This is a genomic window from Kitasatospora sp. NPDC101155, from assembly GCF_044768305.1.
Classification (GTDB): domain Bacteria; phylum Actinomycetota; class Actinomycetes; order Streptomycetales; family Streptomycetaceae; genus Kitasatospora.
The window spans coordinates 1-19,094 of sequence record NZ_JBIWPN010000082.1; the positions used below are offsets into that span (position 1 = coordinate 1).

Here is a 19,094-nt window from a genome sequence, read left to right on the forward strand (position 1 = left end):
CTGACCCTCAATGAAGATCAGGATGATCAGACGATCGCGAGGTGGGTCACCGTTGATCCGCCGTTCAGCGGTCAGTTTTCACCCGTCGCCGAGATTGGGGTCTCGCCGCCGGCGACCCCGGAAAAGACTCCCCGGAATCCGGGGGTGTCATATCCACCCGCGGCGAGCCCAGGCCTGCTAGTGTCGAAGTCAGTTGCAGTAGTGGTTCCCATGAACTTTGTGTGCGTCTGCTGATATATCGCAGGCGCCTTTTTCTTTCCCGGATTTCCCCGGGTGGGTGCTCATCGCGGCGACTCGACGTCCGCACTGTGCGGCTTCGGACAGCCCCTTAAAGGAGATTTTTTATGGCTAATGGCACTGTGAAGTGGTTCAACGCGGAAAAGGGCTTCGGCTTCATCGAGCAGGACGGTGGCGGCGCTGACGTCTTCGCCCACTACTCGAACATCAACGCCAACGGCTTCCGCGAGCTGCTCGAGGGCCAGAAGGTCGAGTTCGACGTCACGCAGGGCCAGAAGGGCCCGCAGGCCGAGAACATCCGTCCGCTGTAGTTCCCGCCACGGCACCCGCCTGGCAGCGAGGGGCCCGCACCGCGTACACGATGCCCGGTGCGGGCCCCTCGGCATCGCGCCATCAAGCGCATCCCCGGCCTTCAGCCCCTGGCTCCGCCACCCGGCCCCACGCGAAACGCACAGCGCCGCATCCGCCCAGGCGTCCTACCGGCCCACGGTTCGAGTTCTTCGCTCCCGCCCTCCACGGTGAGCGCCGACCTGTGCGAAGGCCCGTCCGGGCCTGGCCGACGTACGACCGACCCGACCGCCGCCCGGGACACGGGACACGGGACACGGGACAGGACGCTCTCCCCGGCACCAGGAGCGCTTCAACACGGCCGCGACCCCGATGATCGCCGTCCTGAACGCGGCCGCTGGCGTCCAACTGGAGGCCACCGTGCAGTTCACCGCCACCCTGCGCAGCTCGCGGTCCGGCAACCGGTTCGCCGTCGTGTCCGCGGAGTGCTCGCCACCCCGCCGTCTTCAGATCACGCCTTTCACCCTCGAACAGGGACCGCTGCTGTGCGGGGTGTGCCTCACCAAGTTCCGCCCGGCACCGCTGCTCCGTGACCTGCGGGCTACTGGTCCCCGAGGCCCCGGTCGAGTGCCAGGCGCAGCAGGGTGAGGGCGTCGGTGGGGTTGGCGGACAGCAGCAGTTCGCCGTCGGCGGCGTCCGCGACCGGGTGGCCGCTGATGAGGGCGATCCAGTTGCCGAGGTCGTCGTAGATCTCGGTCCAGCCGACGTGGCGGCCGCGCCGTTCGAGGGCCTGGACGCCGGGGGTGCTGCTATGCCGCCAACGACAGCCCTTTCGCCAGGGGCCGTGGCGGTGCCCGCGGCCAAGCCCTCTCCGCCACCTCCGGCGATGGCTCCGCCCGCGGCGCTCAGGCGCGCCGCGAGCAGCCGTTTGCCCATCTCCGCGCCAGCCTGAGCCTTGCGGAACAGCTCCGCAACCTCGCCGTCCCCCGCCCGCTCGGCGTCCCCCACGGAGGTCTCCAGACGCAGCGCATTACTCAGGCACGCCTCGACGTACCAGAGCAGGTCGTAGTCCTTGTCCTTCGTACCAATGACGTGACCGGTCTCCTCGCTCATGACGCCCGGTGCTCCTTCCACACCCCCGGGCGGGCGCCGACCACCCAGGCCGGGCCGCGGGGCGCGCTGGCGCGTCTACCCGAACGTGCGGCGGCAATCCGCAGCCGCGGCGCCTTGTCGGCCGGGGCGGCCGGGGCGGGTACCGGGCCGCGGCCCGGTACAGCAGGCAGGCGGCTCAGGCATCGACATGCGGGTCAGGCGTCCGGGTGAGCCTGCGTCTTCAACGACCAGGCTCCGCCGGTGCAGCCCGTCGGCAGCGGCGGGAACCGGTGCCCCTTCACGTCCGTGCTCCAGTGGTGCCCGGCCCCGCAGTCGCACTCGTAGATCCCGCTCGCCGGAACGATCTCACCGGGATGCCACCACATCTTCTCCTCATCCATGCCCCTGGTCTACGACAACACCGCCCGCCATCGCCAGACGAGCACAACCCCTCGTCCTGACCCCGAAGGACGGCGGAATGCTGATCGGCCAGCGACCTGCCCGGTGAGTGAGGCCGGGTCAGGATCGGCGCCACCCGGCACCGCGCCGCTTCGCCTCGGCGGCCGCGGCTTCGGCGGCGGCCCGCTCGCGCTCGGCGGCCTTTCGGCCGGCATCGGCTTGGCGCCGGGGCGGCGGGGTGCGCTTGCGGCCGGCTTCCAGGACCAGAGCGACGGGCCCGGCCGGGGCGGGCCCTTGGTGGAGCTGACCGACGCCAAGCGCGATGTCGATAAACCTTGATGGCCTGCCCCGACTCCGGGGCAGGCCATCAAGGTTTATCGAAGGCACCCGACGACGGTCATCAAGGAATCGGCGTAGGCGCCGGGAAGACCATCAAGGAATCGTGATCCCCGGGGGGCAGTCATCAAGGTCGGCGGCTGAACCTGCCTGGGAAGACCACATCGGGGTGCACGACGACCAGGTGCTCGTCGGCGTACGCGTGCGCAGCTTCGTCGGCCGTGGACCCCACCCTGCGGAAACGAGCCCGGACATGCCAGTCCCCGGTAGCTCCGATCTCGTCCTGAAACCTTCAGTCGTCGCTGACGGTTCCGGTGTTCGGGCGAACTTGCCGGGGGCCTAGGCCGGATCCTTGATCATCGCCATTGGGTCGATGAACGTCTCCATCTACCAGAATGGCTTTGTCCGGTTTTCCGGTGCAATGACCAGTGTCCTCCGCATTCGGCACACGTCAATCTCTCCGGGCGCACCTCTTCGACCCACTTCGCTCTCACCACTTCCCGCGCACGCGGCGGCACCGACGGTGGCCGGCCACGCCGCCCGTGGACCTTGGCCAAGCCTGGTCGGGCCCAGCCCATCGCACCCGCTCCACCCACCCAAGACAGCGGTAGAAGGGTTGTCGCCACGGCTGCTACCCCTTATCCGGGGCTGCCTGGCCTGCGGAAACGGGCCCATCGCCGGGCGAGGCGGTGGAGGTGCCGTACATCCCCTCGTCCGCGGCCTGACGGCGCCCCTTGTCCAGCACGTTGTCCCGCCCGGAATGCCCCGGTCCAGGGCCTTGTCCTCCCGGTTTGTCCGTGACTGGGATCACCCGGCGGAGGCGCCGGTCAACTCCCGCCTGGCCGGGGCGGGGACAGTTCGACCGGTCCAGCCGACACCAGACGGTGGGTCGGATCGACGCCCAGCAACAGCGCGTCGACTGCTCCGAGGACGGGCCCCAGTACTTCCCGAAGATCCATGACTGGATCGGCTGGTACTCCGCCGGCAGGCTCCAGGACTTGCCATCTCCCACCACCGCCCACACGGGGTGGTCGGCGGGGCAGACAACGCGGAGGAACGTCAGGGCAGTGGTGCGCCAGCGCACCTGCTCCACCGGCTCGCTGTCGGGCCGCAGCACTCGCCCAGCACGTACGAGTTCCCGCAGCATCTGTACCTGGCCATCGGAGAGATCTATCCGACTCAACGAGCCGGACCCGCCATCAGCACTGCCTGGACGGCCGTCAGAGGTTGTGGAGGTAGGCGAGCGGGACGGTGCGGGCGGCCTGCTCCGGGGTGTCGCGCAGGGCGGCCTCCTGGGTGTTGATGTCACCCATGAAGTAGCCCTCGCACACCGCCACCCACTGGGGTCGCCGATGCCCGGCAGGCCGCGCTCCACCCATCCGACCTGGTGCCCCTCGCCCGTCACGAGGTAGACGTCCGGGTTGACCGTCCAGTCGGCCAGCGCCCACCAGTCACCGAACAGCTGCGCATCAAGGGCGACCCGCACATCGCTGGGAGGCAGGCGGCAGTGCATCGGATCGGCCGGACGAGGACCCCGGTGGGCGGCCGCTGCGCAGCCGACGTCGGCGCGGCCAGATCCGGGGCGGGCGGCGGCCGCGGCCTTTTGCTCGACGGCGAGGAGCCGGTCGCCGTCCGGGTTGTCCAGAGCGCCGGTGAGGGTGTGCCAGCCAGTCCGGCAACTCGGCCCCCCTGGCCGTCGGCGGCCTCCAGGAGGAGCGGGTCGGTGCCGGGCTGCTCAGGGAGGGCACAGATCGAGTGCCGAGTAGCCGAGGGGAATCTCACCCCTCGGCTCTCACAGAACCGTGCGTAACAGTCTCCCGTTACACGGCTCTTGTCGCTCTGATCATCAGACCACCACGGCACTCACGGTTGCGGTGAGGCGCCAGTGCGCGAACATGCGGGGGTACCGACGAGCGATCTCCTGTATCTTCGCGAGGGCCTTCCGCTTGGCCTTGAGCCGCTTGTACTTCTGGCGGATCCAGCGCACCAGGTAGGCGTTGACGCGCATCACGAAGGGGTGTAGCTCCCACGGCCGGAAGCGGCCGTAGTAGTTGATCCAGCCCGAGACCACTGGGTTGATCCAGCGGGCGAGCTCGTTGAAGGACAGATCCGAGCGGGTGTGCAGCTGCCACGAGCGCACCTCCCGCCCCCTCCTGCCCAGAGCGTCGTTGCTGACGGCCGGCTCGAACGACAGGAACAGCTTCCCGTGCCGGTTCCGGTTGCGTCTGGCGCGGAACGCGTATCCGAGGAAGGTGAACGCCGTGTGCTCGAAGGAGCCTTGGCGTCTTCCGTCCTGGCAGTACACGATCCTGGTCTTGGCCGGGTGCAGCTGCAGTCCGACCTCGGCCATCCTGTCCGTGAGTGCGGCCAGCACCTGGCGGGCCTGGCGCTCAGTGACGCAGTGCAGCACCGCGTCGTCCGCGTAGCGTTCGAACCAGACGGTCGGAAACTCCCGAGCCGTCCAGGTGTCGAACGCGTAGTGCAGGAACAGGTTCGCCAGCACGGGAGACACCGGAGCCCCTTGCGGGGTCCCACGCTCCCGTTCCAGCAGTGCGCCGTCGGGCAGTTGAAGCGGTGCCCGAAGCCACCGATCGACATACAACTTCACCCAAACGGCGTCGGTGTGCGTGTCCACCGCCTTGACCAGCAGGTCCCAGGGCACGTTGTCGAAGAACTTGGCGATGTCGAACTCCACCACCCAGTCCCGTTTCCAGCAGCGTTCCCTGCACTTCCCCACTGCGTCCAAGGCCGACCGCCCTGGCCGGTATCCGAAGCTGTCCGGATGGAAAACGGGCTTCACCCTTCTCATCAGATGCCGGGCCACCACGGTCTGCGCCACCCGGTCGGCGACAGCGGGAATGCCGAGCATTCTCGTGTCACCGCCGTGCGGCTTAGGAATGGCCACCGCGCGCACCGGAGGCGGGAAGTAGGAGCCCGACGACATCCGATTCCAGACCTTGTACAGATTGTTCTTCAGGTCCTTCTCGAAGTCGGCAATGCTCTGCCCGTCCACCCCAGGAGCGCCTCTATTCGCCCTGACTTCCTCCCACGCCTCCTTGACCTCCCACTTCGAAATCTCAAACGGCTTGGTCTGTGACTTCAACTGGCTCACCGAACTCCTCCCGGACTGTGTCCGGTTGATGCGATCAACTCAGTCACGAACGACCCGGCCCCTTCGCTCCACCCCCGTTACAGGGGCTTCATCACTACTACGGGCCGGTCCGCCAGCAGGACCCGCATCGGTACTCGACCCCTCGCAGTGTCCGCTGCTTGGAGCACTCCCTCTCGCCCACCAGTACGCGGCGGGCGGTATCAGACCTGCCTTCTCCTGTTCCGTACGGAAGCCGCAGACCGGACTCACGTCGCCTACACGCCGGACACCACCTGACCAATAGACGGGCACCCGTCAGGCTCATCCCGAAGCCTGTCTCACACCCCGGTTTTGATGTCGTCTGTCTGTCTTTCGACGCGTCAGCAGCGATTCACTTGCGTTCGTCTTCCCGGTCCCCACCTGATGCCTCTTACGACGCCTTTTCCTCATCGCTCACCACGACGGTCTTCAGCCAACGCAGCATGAGGCGGTTTGAAGCCTCCCCCCGTAGGGCGGCTCCGAAGGGCCATACCTTCATCATCCGCACAGCACCATTTCTGGAAGCTTGCCTACAACCAACTCCCTTTCATGTTCAGGACACAAGAGACCGGACACTTGCGAATGGACGCCGAATCCTGCGAGCCGGGGCGTGTTGGGAGGTTGGACCCGTGCGACCTGAGGCTCTGCGTCCGGCCGGGGTTGTCGGAGGCTCCGCCTCGCAGGATTCGGTGTCCGGCGGCTCGCAAACAGCTGTGTCCAGAAGCGCCGTGACGTGCGGGTTTCGGATGCCGGGCTCGCAAACTGTGATGTCCGGCCACAGCAGGTCAGCGGGGGGCGTCGAAACTCCCCGATGCAGGTCAGCGGCCTGTGCCGGGAGGGTGAGGCCAGGTCAGGACCGGCGCCACCAGGAGCGGCTGCGCCTCGCCTCTGCGGCAGCGGCCTCGGCGGCGGCCCGCTCGCGATCGGCCGCCTCCAGCGCCTTCTGGTCCGCAGCGGCCTGGCGGCAGCCGGCACACAGCCCGTCGTCGCCCCACGCGGCCCGCTCGCGCATCTCCCACCGCTCGTCCGAGAACGGCTCCGTACAGCGGGTGCAGGCCGGACGGCGCCGCTCCCGCTCCACGGCCTCCCGCTCCACGGCGGGCCTGCGAACCCTGCACAGCTGCGGCGGGGCCCTGGTGGAGGCACCGCGGCGGCGGCGGTGGTGGCAAAGGCGCTGACCGCCCGCGGACACCCGACGTCTCCAACCCCGCTGCGCCCTGCGGGCACCGCGGGTTCACCGTGCCGGTGAGGGCCGCTGCGGTCACCCCCGTCCCTGGTGGACTGGGAGACCACCGTCCGATCCACCTGACGGCTGCGAGCGGGGCGTCGGGTGGTCGGCGGGCTCGCCCGGCACGTCCGCGACGGGGGCGAGGGCGTGCCGGGCGAGGGTCGGAGGGCCGGCGCTCAGGCGGCGTCGGGGGCGCAGCGGGCCGACGGGGTCGGCAGCGGGATCGGCGGCCTCGTGGTGCGGCTGGCGGATCCGGACGGCGCAGCGGCTGTATCCCGGAACTCGTGGGCGGTGGCCCGGAGTACGGCGATCAGCGCCAGCAGCATCAGCACTCCGTGGGCCGGCATCGACAGGTACGGCGCCACGCCGGGCGCGATGAACTTGAGGTAGCTGCCGAAGGACGAGAGCTGGACCAGGACCGGCAGGTACCAGAGCTGCCGCGGCCGTTGGAAGGCGGCGAGCACGCTGAGGATGTCCGCGATGTAGAAATAGCGCTCGTGCATGGACGGCAGCAGGAACGGCACCGTGATCGCGCAGGCGGTGGCCAGCAGCAGGATCACCGTTGCGGTGAGCCCTGTGCGCGCGTTGCCCGCGGTACGGTCCTCTGGTTGTGCCCGGCTCGTGCGCCGTACGGCCCGGACCGCCGGCCAGATCAGTGCCAGGACCAGCAGGCCCGCGACCAGGACGCCCGCCCGGCGCACCGGGTCCTCTTCGCCGTACGGCACCGAGACGAACTGGTAGACCGTCGGCGCGTTGAGCGTGAGGTCCTTGTAGGTCCCTGTCTGCCGCACGTACACCGTCAGCAGCTGCCAGGGGTCGGAACCGAGCAGGACGGCGGGGACGTCGAGTGCCACGTATGCGGCCGGGACGGCCAGCAGGCTCCGCCACGGTACCCACCGGGTCAGGACGGCGACGAGCAGCAGCGGGAACAGGAAGACCGCCTGGAGCTTGAAGGCCAGGGCGATCCCGAAGAACGAGCAGGTCCGCCAGGGACGGTCGCGCAGGAGATGGTAGACGCCTGCCACCAGGAAGGTGGTGAAGACCGCGTCGGATTGGGCCCACCAGCCGCTGTTGGTCACGACCGTGGGCAGGAACAGCACGATCACCGCTGCGGTGAGCGCCCGCCGGGGCCGGTGCGGCGACTGCAGTGCGGCGATGCGGTAGGTGTAGTAGGCGAGCGCCAGGTCAAAGAGGATCGATAGGCACTTGACGCCCTCCATCGCCGGCACCGGCAGGTAGGTGAGCGCGGCCATGAGGTACAGGTAGGGGACGTTGTAGTCCGAGAAGTCGGCGTTGCCGAGGGCGTGGAACCCGCCCTGCTCCGTGATGTACCGGTACCAGGGACCGAGGAAGCGGTACCAGTCCGGCGATTCGTACTCCAGTAGCAGGAACCGGACCAGGAGCGCGGACGCCACCGCCGTCACCGCGGTCAGGACCAGGACCGTCGAGTCGGCCCGGTCCGGAGGCGGTCCTTCGTTCCGGCGTGGTTCCTCAGCGGCTATCTCGGACATCGGTCTCCCGTTCGGCTGGGCGGAAAGGTTCGCGCGGCGGGGCACGGCGGGGCACGGCGGATGGGGGACCACGGACGTGGCGGGCCGTGCGACGGGGCGGGGGCGCTGTGGTCCTTCGTGCCGAAGCCCTGTGCGCCGCCCGGGCATGGCGGAGCACGGCGGGGCACGGCGGGGCACCCGTCGCGCGCCGTCGCGCGCCGGGGCATGGCAAGGCACAGCGGGGTGCCCGTCGCACGGCCCGCCTGTCGTGTTTTCGTTGTTCCTCAGGGCCGCCGGCCGCCGTGCTCCTCACGAGTCGGCGTGGCGCCGGCGCTTCGCGTCAGCCCTTCGCGTCGGGCCTCAGCGGACCTCGGCCACCTGGGGGCCGTATTTCGCTTCGATCTGCGCCGCCGCGGTCTGCCACTGCGGCGTGTCGACCACCACTCCGGCGCCGTCGATGGCGACCGTCACCGCCTCGATCTCCACACCCTTGGCCCGCCAGTCCTCCCTGTCCGCTCGGATCCGGGCGCCGAACGCCGACAGCTCGTCGCGCGAACCGGCCGCGACGGCGAACTGCAGCTTCACCGCCGGCCAGTCGGTCAACATCGAGGCCGCCGCCGCGTCCAGGCCGCTGCCGGGGACCCGCATCATGTAGAGCGTGTTCGTGCTCGTGTCGCGGCAGGTGCCGAAGTAGTGGTCGCGGTAGCTCGCCATCGCCATGTACTCGATGGCCTGACCCGCCCGTTCCAGATCGGACTGCGCCGTCGTGGCGTACGACAGCGGCGACGGCGAGCCCGAGAGCGTGGGCCAGGACGATGGGTCATCGGACGACGGGCCACCGGAGGACGGCACCCCCGACGAGGGGAAGCCCGACGAGGGGAAGCCCGACGACGGCACCCCCGGCGACGGGGCACCGGACGATGTGAGCCCACCCGGCGACGGGGAGTCCGACAGCACCTGCTTCCCGTGCTGGTGCAGGCCCAGCGTCCGCCAGCCCGCGGGCCCGTTCGCGCACTTCAGGATCACGGCGACCGAGCGCGTCGCTCCCGGCGTCGGGCTCACCAGACTCACGCCTGCACCGGCCGGGCTCGTCCGGGAGTCCCCGGAACCGCTGCCCAGCTGTGTCAGCGCCCCCGCCCCGACGGCCAGCACCGCCACCGCTGCCGCGCCCCGCAGGGCCCTCTGCCGCCGCGCCCGCCGCCGCCCGGCCGCGTGCAGCTCGGCCAGCGGCGCGCTGCCACCGACCCATACCGCATGTTCTGCGAGCCGGCCCGCCAGCTCTTCCTCGAATGCGGCCTCAGCGCTCACGGCCCCACCAACTCCCTCACCAGTTCCATTTCCTGCCGAAGCGCCTTGATCCCGCGCGCCAGGTGCGTCTTCGCCGTGGGCAGCGAACACCCCAGTTCCTCCGCCACCTGCGCGACCGGCAGATCCAGGTAGTAGCGCAGCACCACCGCCGCCCGCTGCCGCCGCGGCAGCCCGGCCAGCGCCGCCGCCAACTGGTCGTCCCACCCGCTCTCCTGGACCACCGGCCTGTCCGGCAGCGCGGAGGTGAGCTCCTCCCGTCTGGTCCGGCGCCATCGCGAGACGTGGGTGCGGACCATCGTCGTGCGGACATATCCCTCGGCCGCCCCCGCGTCCCGGATCACCGACCGCTTCGGGTAGACCTGCACCAACGCGTCGTGCAGGAGGTCCCGGGCGTCATGAACGTTCCCGGTGATCAAGTACGCCCCCCGCAGCAGGGTCTGGTACCGCGCCGCGACGAACTCGTCGAACGGGTCGGATCGGCAGCCCCCCGGGCGCATCAGTTCGCGCTTCATACTCCTTGGACGCACCACCCGCCGAAAACGGATGACAAGACTTCGATATCAATTTCCGCAGGCCAGTGTGACGGGTCGGTGGTTCGGTGGTGGGTCTTGTCTGTGAGCTGGGGGTTCATGGGTTGGTTGAGAAGGGTCGGGCCGTGATGGGGTCGTGTTCTGGGGTTGGGGGCCGGGTCTGGTGGCGTTGCTGGCTGGGTGAGGTTTGAGAAGCCGTTGTCTTTCCGAGAGTGATGGGTGTGTTTCCGCTGGTCAGGCATAGGGCTGGTGCTTCAGTGGCAGGGACGAGGTGTCGTGTCGTCTCTTCGGTGGAGGTGCCGGGATGCCGTCGGTGATGGGGTTGCTGGAGGAACGCGAACGTGCTGCCCGGCAGCGGGTGGAGGCGCTTCAGGCCGAGCTGCGGGAGGCGGAGGCCGTGTGGGAGCGGTTCGTGATCGCCCGCAAGACGGTGGGCGAGGTTCTGGCGGAATCTCCCGGCGGTAAGGAGGTGGCGCGGGCCGTGGTGGACGGTGAGCGGCCGGCGCCGGTCGCGGCAGATGGGTTGGCCGTTCCCGTCCTCGCCGGCAATCAGCAGCCTGTACCGCAAACCGAGAACTCACACCTCGACGTCAGGCGTTAGGACGCGCAGTCGCGGCAGATGGGTTGGCCGTTCCCGTCCTCGCCGGCAAGTTGGGCGCGGTGGTGGACCAGGAAGCAGGTCATGCAGGTGAACTCGTCCTGCTGAAGGGGCACGACCCGAACGGTGAGTTCCTCGCCAGACAGGTCGGCGCCCGGAAGCTCGAGGCCTTCGGCGGCCTCGGCGTCGATGTCGACTGCGGAACCCTTCTTGTCCTCGCGCTGGCTCTTCAGTTCCTCGATGCTGTCATCGCTGCTGCCGTCGCCGGTGTCGCGTGGGGCGTCGTAGTCGGTTGCCAAGGCGGTACCTTCTCGTCAGGGTCGCTTCCGGGCAGGCGAGCCGTGCCGCTTGCCCGACCAGCGCAGTGCCGGCGCGCGCGAGGCCACCGATCCCGCCCGTGACGCACCACCATCCCACCTGTCGTCCCCCGACGCGCCCGTGGCCCGCTCGACACACATGATCAGGCGCAAGAGCCAGAACGACCGATGCCAATCCATCGGCGCACCGCGGGACGGGGACAGGACGGCCGCGCGCGTCAGATCGCTGCCGGCTCCGGCTGCTCGACACCTGTTGGGTGCCAAAAGTCTCGTACGTGCGCTGAGCTGGGCGTTCGCTAGCCGGCCGTGATCTTCTGTTAGGCGGTGCTGCGGTACTCGTGGATCAGTGGGCTGAGGACGTCGTGACGCTGGACCCGCTGCTCGGGAAAGGGAGTCACGTCCGGGTCGTCGGCAGGGCGCTCCCAGGCCGCTTCCCCGCTTCGGGGCGAGTTCCCGGAAGCGGCTTCCGGGCGCAGGCCGCGAGCCGACCAACAAACAGGGCCGGGGCCCGCGCAATCATGCGCCGACCCCGGCCCTAGTAGTAGCGGGGACAGGATTTAAACCTGCGACCTCTGGGTTATGAGCCCAGCGAGCTACCGAGCTGCTCCACCCCGCGTCGGTGAGATCACCCTAGGCGATGACCCTGCCAACACGAAATCGGATTCCCACGGGTACGCCACAGCCGGAGGTCACCGGCTGGGCCGCGCGCAGTGTGGAAGGGCAGCAGGCCGTGGGGCCCGGGGGTCTGTCAGAACTGGCTGCGCCGCGCCCTGGGACGGGCGGGCTGGGCCCGTTCGGTGCCGCGCAGTGCGAGGGCGGCGGTACGGGTGCGCTCCGGCCAGTTCATGACCTGGCGCAGCGTGGCGGGGTCGAGGGTGCGGGTGAGGTCGCGGACGGCCTGGTGGTCGTCGTCGGTCAGGGCGTAGAGGCCGGCCCGGTCGAGGGCCGTGTAGAGGGGTTGGGCTGCGGTGCCGGCGAGGCGGCGGTGGGCGGCGTCGGTGGTCTGGCGGGCCTGGTGGCCTTGCGGGCGCATTCGGCGACGTCTTGCCGGTGGCGTTCGGCGCGCAGCGCGTGCTGGAGGGCGGTGTCGTGGTCGGGGTCGTAGCGTTCGGCTCGGGTCTCGGCGGTGTGGTCGCGCAGGCGCTGCCACTCGGCGCGGATGTCGGCTGCGGTGGCGAAGGCGGTCTCGTCTCCGGCGTCGGCGTGCCGGTCGGCGCAGCGTTCCTCGAACCGGGCCTGTTCCAGGGCTTGCTGGATGTTCTCCAGGGTCATCCCGGCCGCCCGGCGGCGGACCTGGCGGCGGACGTCGCCGAGGAGCCCGTGCTCCTGGTCGTCGGCCTCCTCCTGGTGGGCGTGGTTGGGGCGGGTGGGGTGCTTGGCGAGGGCGGCGTGCAGCGTCGCGCTGGCCTGCCAGGCCTCGGCGTGCACGACGGGCTCCGGCACGGCGAGGCCCGGACGGGCGCCGAGGACGACCCGGCCCTCCACCAGAGCCACCCAGCCGCCCAGGCCGTCGACGTCCTTCTCCGTCCAGCCGCGGGCCAGGCCGGCGCCGTGGTGCAGGGTGCGGATGCCGTCGTGGCCGGACCAGCGCAGCCACATCGAGCCGCGCACCAGCGGGGAGTCGAGGATCGGGCGGCCCAGCTCCCGGTCCGCAGGCGCGGGGCGGCTGCTGCACAAGGCCAGCTCCAGCCGGTCAGGCGCGGCGGTGGAGTCCGGGTCGGGGCGGGTGGTGGCGGTCATCGCGCGGTGCCTCCGGGAGTCGGGAGCGGGTACGGGCGGCCGTCCCGGGCCCGCGGTGGGCCGGGACGGCGGGGTGTACGGCGTGGGTCAACCGGTGACGGCCTCGGCGTGCCGGTGGAGCGCGTCCAGGAGCGCGGTCTGGTGGTCGGTCAGCTTGCCGTCGGTGCGGGCCTTGTCCTGCTTGCGGAGCCAGATGCCGGGTCGGAAGGCCGGGTCCGCTTCGCCGCCGGTGCGGTTCGCGGGGCCGGTGAGGGTGCCGCCGGCGGCGAGGTAGGCGAGCAGGCGGCGGTAGGAGCGGCCGGTCTTGCCGTAGATGCGCTCGTCGTCCATCGAGCAGATGACGGTGCCTTCAGCGACGTCGACCACTTCGTGCGGGATGCGGGTCTCGTCGACGATGCGCGGGGTGGCGGTGAAGTACAGCCGGCGCTTGGCGGGGACCTGGTCGTCCGCGTGGACGGCGGCCCACGCCTTGCCGTCCGAGCCGGCGGTGCGGTGGGCCTCGTCGACGACGACCAGGTCCCATGCGGGCAGGCCGTGCAGCTGATGGGCCTGAACGATGCGCTCCAGCGAGGCGTAGGTGGCGTACACGGTGACCGGCTCACCCGCCTTCTCCGCGACGACCAGGTCAGCGATCCGCGCGGCCTGCGTCGACACCTCGGCGTGGACGCGGGCGCGCGCCCACCGGGAACTGCATCAGCCGCGCCCCCGCCCCGGCGCGCGGCGGGCCGGGGCCCGGCAGCGGGCCCGGCCGCGGGGGCGCGGGGCGGGCCTCAGCGGCGCGGGGCTTCGCCGTTCGCCTTTGCGCCAGGTATTCCGTGAACTGGACGAGGGGGGCGGGGGCCGTTGTCCCGGTGAAGGGGCCGTACGCTGAGCTTCCCATGCACATCCGAGGCGTGGACATCATGGCCAAGGAGAGCATCGTGGCGCAGGGACGTTCTGGCATCAGAGGTGCGCGGGTCGGGTCCGGACCGTTGGGGGAGCCGGAGCGCGGCGACCTCGCCCCTCGCACGACGGTCTCGTTCTGGTGCGGCAACGGGCACCACACACAGCTCAGCTTCGCGATCGAGGCAGTAGCCCCGGAGACGTGGGACTGCCCCAGGTGTGGCCTGCCCGCCGGCTCCGATCCCGACCATGTGCCCGTCGCCGAGGGCAACGCCCCCTACAAGACGCACATGGGCTACGTCCGGCAGCGCCGCAGCCAAGAGGACGGCGAGATCCTGCTCAACGAGGCACTGGCCAAGCTGCGCGGGACCATCTAACGGTTGGGGCCGCGCGCGGCGCCGGCGCCTCGGCGCGCCGCGCCGGGCGTGGGGGTGCGTGGCTCCTGTTGCGTATAGCAGCGGGCGGTGTCGTCATCGGGAGCGACGAAGAAGGCCATCCCCACGTTGGCATGATCGCAGCCCCCTACACCCGACTCGCCAACTGAAGCGCACACCTGGGCTTTTGTCGCCGATGCAGGTCGTTCCGTCGCCAGCACTCGCAAGGTGTCGTGCTCCAACCTCGCAAACTGCGGTGCACCGCCGCAGCGCTGACCAGCGGGTTCTAAACGATCACTCGCAAACTACGGCGCTCCGTCACAGTCCCCCGTTGACGGGATGCAGATGGTCTGCGATCCAGGCAGGCACGCCGCGTCCCCCAGCCCGGGACTACGGCGACTCCACGCTCGTTCGCGTTCGGCCGTTTCCAGCGAAACAGGCCCCGGCAAGGCGGCCGTTCTGGCATGCTCACCCGAATGCAGCAGGCTCGGGTGACCGCAGCCTCACACAGCGTCAAGCCAAGACCCGGGGTGGGCAGTGCAGTACACGATCAGCGCGTCAGTGTTCCTCGCGATCGTCATCATCGCCCGCCTACGGCGTACCACACACGCCCGCAGCCGCGTCGACGAGGCCTTCACCGTCTTCACCGCCGTCGTCTTCGGCGTGCTGATCGCCGCCACCACGTGGGGCCACGCCATCCTCCAACTCGTCGGCATCGCCGTCGACGCCACCCACTGACACCACCTGCGGCTGTTCCGGCCGGCAGACCTACTGGTAGACCGACCGACCCGGACCAACGGCGGGGCCGTCCGAAGCGACGTGCCATCAGGCACGGGAGAGGCGCCGGCTGCGACGGGGCGGAGGTGTCGTCATGGACGACAGCTCGCCCCCGCCAGGAACGGTCATGCGGGCCACGACACGCCCACCGCATCGCGCCGGCCGGCGCGATGCGGGGAGGTCAGCGGTGACCGGAGAAGGAGACGGTCACAGTCATCCGTACTCGAAGACGTCCTCGCGGTGGCGCGGACCTCGGCCCCGGCCACCCGAGCCCGGCCGATCACAGGTCCGCCCCCGGCGATCTCCGGGGCGGCCGTAAGCTGCCGAGGCCCCGAGAAGGCACCGGAAGCCGCCACCCGCAGGTGGCGGCCTTCCGGCACCTCAGACAGGGACGGCGACGACACGACAGTCCGGGTGCCGCACCCGGCGATGTCACTCAACCGGCCGGCGGGTGAGCGGGGGCAGGGACGCGAACCGGCCACCGGCTGGGCCTGCGGGTCAGCCGTCCAGCCGTTCCGCTCTTCCCGAGGGCCGGTGCGGCGCCGGTCCGCACCAGCCCGGTGCCCGTGGCGGCGGCCGTCTTCTTCGCCGCGGGCTGCTTCGCGGGTGCCGGCAGTCCGGCCAGGGCCTGCAGCCACGTTGTAGAACTGCGCGGCGTTGGCCGCAGACTGCTCGGGGGTGAGGGTGGTGTCGAAGACCCGGTCGACGCGGGTGCGGAAGCGGTCCTTCAAGTCCTCGGGCAGGCCGAGGAGTTCGGCGATGAGCCGGATCGGCAGCGGGTCAACCGACCCAATGAGGCCGGTCGATCCGACGCTATGTCGGGTTGGCCTGCCTGCGTTGCGGGACGCTTTCGGGCCCTCTGCGTGGTCACAGAGGGCCCGATGCGGTCTCCCTGATCAAGCAAAGTTTCGGGGTAGGGGTGGATCAGTTGCCCGGCGTGATGGTCGGCAGGTAGCCCTTGGGGTCCAGTCGCGGGGTTGCGGAGCGTGTTGCGGCTGGAGGGTCGGCGGGCAGCTTGGGCGATCTGGAAGAAGTGGAGAGGGACTGGGCGGCGACGCCGCAGATGCGGCGAGTGCGGCTGCGTTCGATGGCCTCGTGGCTCTTGAGGTAGCCGTTGAAGTGCTCGACGCGGTTGCGCAGGCGGAAATAGTGGTGGACTCAAGCAAGCCGTCCGTGGTCGAGTGCCTGCCAGAAGTGGATGTCGGCCTCGCGGGCGAAGGTGAGGAACTCGCGGCGGCAGACCTGAGGCGCTGGCGTACATCTCCCCTGTCCGCGGCTCGGCGGTCAACTTCTACGGGGGAGATCACCGTCAACTGTGAACGCAGGCTCGCCTGGCTCGACGATCGCGGGCACCGGCCGCTGCGCAGGCGCGGTACCGATGCCCGGCCACGGTTGACATCCGGCAGCCCCGGTACGGTCGTTCCCGCCGGCCTGGAGGGATGGGGCTGCATCGTGCGCTGAACGCTGCCGGGCATCTCACGTCCCTTTGCAGCCCGGCGGGGTGCGTTGCGCTAAATGGGTGATTAGCAGTCATATACCTTGTTTTTATGGCTGCTTGGATGACTCACTTGTGGTGTCCGATCAGGGGGCTGCCCATCCCTCCATTGGGGAAGGCAGCCCATCGGTATGTGTTGGTGTGTGCCTGTCACAGGCCCGCGAGGGCGCCCATCGGAGGAAGCCGTCGGCCGACGTGCTTTCCCAGCGCACGGGCTGACGAGGGTGGCTCAGGCGTCCGAGGAGGCGTTCTTGCGAGCCATCAACATACTTCGAGTGCTGTTCGGAACCGGCGCTGTCGGTGCGCTCATCCTCACCGCCCCGGCGGCACACGCGCAGACCGCGCGTGCGGCGTACACGGTGATCGTGCCGTGCAGCGAAACCGCGTTGGCCAGCGCCGTCAATGCGGCCAACGCCTCCGGGGGCGGTGCCCTGATCCTGGCACCCTTTTGCACCTATTCCCTCACCAGCGCCCACAGCTCAGGTGGGGCCGGCGGACCGACGGGGCTGCCGAACATCACCACGCCGATCACCATGACCGGGCTGGCCACCCAGATCACCCGCGCGCCCGGTGCGCCCGCGTTTCGCATCATCGAGGTCGACGGGCCCTCTCATCTGCCCGCCACCAACGGCCGGCTCGCCTTGACCACGGTCGCCATCAGCAACGGTGACGCCGGTTTCGGGGTGGGCGGCGGCATCGCCAACCTCGGCGGGTCGGTCGTCCTGATCGGCGGGGGTGTCAGCAACAACCGTGCCTCGTTCGGCGGCGGCATCTACACCGACACCGCACTGACGATGACCACCAGCAGCGTCACCGGCAACACCGCCACGGTCGACGGCGGCGGCATCTACCAGAACGCCGGCTCCGTAGCGCTGGTGGGCACCAACGCCTCCGGCAACACCCCGGACAACTGCGCCGCCACCCCGCCCCTGACCGCGCCCTGCTGAAGCCCGACGGCGGCACCCCGGGACACCTGCCCCACCGAGCTACCCGGGCTGCAGTCAGGTCGACGGCGCGGTGGAACCACACCGCCCGCACCACCTTCCCATGCCCGCTCCCATCCGGGCCAGCAACTTCCGGCAGCACTGCGAGCCCTGCCCCGTGACTGCCGGAACCCGATCATGCCCTGTGCGACGGACCGTCGATCCGGCAGCTCCGGCGAACCGGGCAGCAGTGTCATCCGCAACAGCAAAGGAGATCAGTCATGGCACCCGTCATCACCTCCATCTCGCCCACCTCGGGCCACTCCGGCCAGACGATGACCATCACCGGCACCGGTCTGGGGAGCCTGAGCACCACCAAGGTGAACATCGGCACCAAGACGGTCACGCCCACCACGGCCAGCAACACCTCCGTCACCTTCCCCATCCCGTCGGGGTGCAGCGGCCAGGCCAACGTCACCGCGACCGTCTCCGGGGTCAACAGCAACAGCAGCGCCTTCTTCTACGTCGCCGCCCCGACGGTCACGTCGCTGACCCCCAGCACCGGCCCCGCCGCGCCCGGCGCCATCGACGTCTTCGGCACCGGTTTCTCGACCGCGACCTCGGTCGCCTTCGACGCGATCGGCACCGCCGTCCCCACCATCCTGTCGGACAGCCACCTGACCGTCACCCCTCCGGCCCACGGCGCCTTCACCGGCTGCACCGACGCGGCGGACTGCCTCGTCACCAACAGCGGCGGCACCAGCTCCCCGATCGGCGCACCCGGTCAGTTCACCTACTACGCACTGCCGACGGTCACCGGCGTGACGCCCAACACGGGGCCGGCGGGCACCACCGGGGTCATCGTCGCCGGCACCTGCTTCGTCGACGTCAGCTCCGTGACGTTCACCCCGGTCGGCGGTGGCGCGTCCACCCCGGCCGTCAACGTCAGCGTCACCGGTGTGGGCAGCCTGACCCTCGACGTGCCCGGCACGCTGGCCGCGGGCACCTACGACATCCAGGTCACCAACCCCGGCGGCACCAGCGCGGCCGTCGCCGCCGACCACTTCATCGTCGTCTAAGCCCCGGGCGAGGCACGGACACCAAACAGCGGGCAGCGCAGTCGCCCCCCTCCCCGGGGGGGGGGGGGGGGGGGCGGCCCCCCCGCCCCCCCCCGCCCCCCCCCCCCCCCCCCCCCCCCCCCCCCCCCCCCCCCCCCCGCCCCCCCCCCCCCCCCCCCGGGGGGGGGGGGGGGCCCGCCCCCCCCCCCCCGCGACCGCGGACCCCCTGCGCCCTGGCCGCCCACAGCGGCCTGGGCACCCCACCAGCCACGCAAAGGAGCATCCGATGGCTCCGGTCATCAGCAGCATCAACCCCAACCACGGGCCGCCCACGGGGGGCACGGCCGTCACGATCACCGGCAGCGGCTTCATAGGCGCGACCTCGGTGAAGTTCGGAACCGTGCCGGTGTCGTCATTCACGCTGGTCAGCGACAGCCAGATCACCACCATCGCCCCCGCGGGCACCGGTTCGGCCGCCGTCACCGTCGCCACGCCACTCGGCACGAGCAACGGCGTCACCTATACCTACAGCACCGTGCCGGTGATCACCGGCCTGGCCCCGACCTCGGGCACGGCCGGCACCTCAGTGGTCATCAGCGGCTCCGGGTTCACCGGTGCGTCATCGGTGCACTTCGGAACAGCGTCGGCGGCATTCACGGTGCTCAGCGATGGGCAGATCCAGGCCACAGCTCCCGCAGGCTCCGGAACGGTCCAGGTCACGGTCACCACACCGGCGGGCACCAGCAACGGTGTGCCCTTCACCTACACGGTCCTGCCGGTGATCACCAGCCTGACCCCGACCTCGGGCACGGCCGGCACCTCAGTGGTCATCAGCGGCTCCGGGTTCACCGGTGCGTCATCGGTGCACTTCGGAACAGCGTCGGCGGCATAC

The 19,094-nt window shown here is 70.3% G+C and carries 19 protein-coding genes, 1 tRNA gene and 1 pseudogene; 10 read left to right on the forward strand and 11 right to left on the reverse strand.

Translation table 11 applies throughout. The features are described from left to right. Positions 1 to 234, forward strand: a 234-nt coding sequence (locus ACIRYZ_RS43955; RefSeq protein WP_402954506.1) for a hypothetical protein, incomplete at its 5' end; no start/stop codon positions are given. Between the two features lie 110 nt (positions 235 to 344). After that, a complete protein-coding gene (locus ACIRYZ_RS43960; RefSeq protein WP_099897249.1) occupies positions 345 to 548 on the forward strand; it encodes a cold-shock protein in 204 nt (67 codons plus the stop codon). An 880-nt stretch (positions 549 to 1,428) separates the two neighbouring features. Here the strand turns inward: ACIRYZ_RS43960 and ACIRYZ_RS43965 are convergent. Together ACIRYZ_RS43965 and ACIRYZ_RS43970 are read right to left on the reverse strand one after the other, a co-directional pair. After that, positions 1,429 to 1,638 (reverse strand): annotated as a pseudogene (locus tag ACIRYZ_RS43965) (hypothetical protein); the annotation flags it as partial. 194 nt (positions 1,639 to 1,832) lie between these two features. Then, positions 1,833 to 2,018, reverse strand: coding sequence for a hypothetical protein (locus tag ACIRYZ_RS43970; protein ID WP_402954509.1), 186 nt, complete (start codon positions 2,016 to 2,018; stop codon positions 1,833 to 1,835). On the opposite strand from ACIRYZ_RS43970, the gene ACIRYZ_RS43975 reads away from it, so the two are divergent. Next, positions 2,017 to 2,355: a hypothetical protein gene (locus tag ACIRYZ_RS43975; protein ID WP_402954512.1), complete on the forward strand. Its 339-nt coding sequence runs from the start codon at positions 2,017 to 2,019 to the stop codon at positions 2,353 to 2,355. The two genes, ACIRYZ_RS43970 and ACIRYZ_RS43975, sit on opposite strands and share 2 nt — an antisense overlap. 1,843 nt (positions 2,356 to 4,198) lie before the next feature. Here ACIRYZ_RS43975 and ltrA read toward each other — a convergent pair. From ltrA to ACIRYZ_RS44000, 5 genes are all read right to left on the reverse strand, one after another. Continuing rightward, positions 4,199 to 5,464 (reverse strand): group II intron reverse transcriptase/maturase, encoded by a 1,266-nt coding sequence (gene ltrA, locus ACIRYZ_RS43980; RefSeq protein WP_402954515.1) that lies wholly within the window; start codon positions 5,462 to 5,464, stop codon positions 4,199 to 4,201. Positions 5,465 to 6,332: 868 nt separating this feature from the next. Then, the gene (locus tag ACIRYZ_RS43985; protein ID WP_402954518.1) at positions 6,333 to 6,578 is read right to left on the reverse strand and encodes a hypothetical protein; all 246 of its coding nucleotides are present in this window, start codon (positions 6,576 to 6,578) and stop codon (positions 6,333 to 6,335) included. Between the two features lie 308 nt (positions 6,579 to 6,886). Then, on the reverse strand, positions 6,887 to 8,221 hold the full coding sequence (locus tag ACIRYZ_RS43990; protein WP_402954521.1) for a glycosyltransferase 87 family protein: 1,335 nt from the start codon (positions 8,219 to 8,221) through the stop codon (positions 6,887 to 6,889). A 339-nt stretch (positions 8,222 to 8,560) separates the two neighbouring features. Beyond that, positions 8,561 to 9,508 (reverse strand): hypothetical protein, encoded by a 948-nt coding sequence (locus ACIRYZ_RS43995; protein WP_402954524.1) that lies wholly within the window; start codon positions 9,506 to 9,508, stop codon positions 8,561 to 8,563. Then, on the reverse strand, positions 9,505 to 10,020 hold the full coding sequence (locus tag ACIRYZ_RS44000; RefSeq protein ID WP_402954527.1) for a SigE family RNA polymerase sigma factor: 516 nt from the start codon (positions 10,018 to 10,020) through the stop codon (positions 9,505 to 9,507). Before ACIRYZ_RS44000 ends, ACIRYZ_RS43995 begins: the two co-directional genes overlap by 4 nt. 322 nt (positions 10,021 to 10,342) lie before the next feature. On the opposite strand from ACIRYZ_RS44000, the gene ACIRYZ_RS44005 reads away from it, so the two are divergent. Continuing rightward, complete coding sequence (locus ACIRYZ_RS44005) at positions 10,343 to 10,639, forward strand: hypothetical protein (RefSeq protein WP_402954530.1); 297 nt, start codon at positions 10,343 to 10,345, stop codon at positions 10,637 to 10,639. On the opposite strand, the gene ACIRYZ_RS44010 is transcribed toward ACIRYZ_RS44005, so the two are convergent. The 4 genes from ACIRYZ_RS44010 to ACIRYZ_RS44025 all read right to left on the reverse strand — a co-directional run bounded on the left by ACIRYZ_RS44010 (position 10,636) and on the right by ACIRYZ_RS44025 (position 13,347). Then, entirely contained in the window at positions 10,636 to 10,935 is a 300-nt protein-coding gene (locus ACIRYZ_RS44010) for a DUF4193 domain-containing protein (RefSeq protein ID WP_402954533.1), read from the reverse strand. The two genes, ACIRYZ_RS44005 and ACIRYZ_RS44010, sit on opposite strands and share 4 nt — an antisense overlap. A 560-nt stretch (positions 10,936 to 11,495) precedes the next feature. Continuing rightward, a tRNA-Met gene (locus ACIRYZ_RS44015) sits at positions 11,496 to 11,569 on the reverse strand. A gap of 299 nt (positions 11,570 to 11,868) precedes the next feature. Continuing rightward, positions 11,869 to 12,693 carry a hypothetical protein gene (locus tag ACIRYZ_RS44020; RefSeq protein ID WP_402954536.1) on the reverse strand — a complete coding sequence of 275 codons (825 nt, stop codon included), beginning with the start codon at positions 12,691 to 12,693 and terminating at the stop codon, positions 11,869 to 11,871. An 87-nt stretch (positions 12,694 to 12,780) separates the two neighbouring features. Further along, complete coding sequence (locus ACIRYZ_RS44025) at positions 12,781 to 13,347, reverse strand: DEAD/DEAH box helicase family protein (RefSeq protein ID WP_402954539.1); 567 nt, start codon at positions 13,345 to 13,347, stop codon at positions 12,781 to 12,783. A 248-nt stretch (positions 13,348 to 13,595) separates the two neighbouring features. Between ACIRYZ_RS44025 and ACIRYZ_RS44030 the strand changes: the two genes are divergently transcribed. The 6 genes from ACIRYZ_RS44030 to ACIRYZ_RS44055 form a co-directional block, all read left to right on the forward strand. After that, positions 13,596 to 13,952, forward strand: a complete 357-nt coding sequence (locus ACIRYZ_RS44030) for an RNA polymerase-binding protein RbpA (protein ID WP_402954563.1) — start codon at positions 13,596 to 13,598, stop codon at positions 13,950 to 13,952. 534 nt (positions 13,953 to 14,486) lie between these two features. Next, positions 14,487 to 14,687 (forward strand): hypothetical protein, encoded by a 201-nt coding sequence (locus tag ACIRYZ_RS44035; protein ID WP_402954542.1) that lies wholly within the window; start codon positions 14,487 to 14,489, stop codon positions 14,685 to 14,687. Between the two features lie 1,134 nt (positions 14,688 to 15,821). Next, positions 15,822 to 16,187: a hypothetical protein gene (locus ACIRYZ_RS44040; protein ID WP_402954545.1), complete on the forward strand. Its 366-nt coding sequence runs from the start codon at positions 15,822 to 15,824 to the stop codon at positions 16,185 to 16,187. A 309-nt stretch (positions 16,188 to 16,496) separates the two neighbouring features. Next, positions 16,497 to 17,168, forward strand: a complete 672-nt coding sequence (locus tag ACIRYZ_RS44045) for a hypothetical protein (RefSeq protein WP_402954548.1) — start codon at positions 16,497 to 16,499, stop codon at positions 17,166 to 17,168. Positions 17,169 to 17,425: 257 nt separating this feature from the next. Continuing rightward, positions 17,426 to 18,223, forward strand: a complete 798-nt coding sequence (locus ACIRYZ_RS44050; RefSeq protein WP_402954551.1) for an IPT/TIG domain-containing protein — start codon at positions 17,426 to 17,428, stop codon at positions 18,221 to 18,223. A 265-nt stretch (positions 18,224 to 18,488) separates the two neighbouring features. After that, a partial coding sequence (locus tag ACIRYZ_RS44055; RefSeq protein ID WP_402954554.1) for an IPT/TIG domain-containing protein occupies positions 18,489 to 19,094 on the forward strand: 606 nt, incomplete at its 3' end.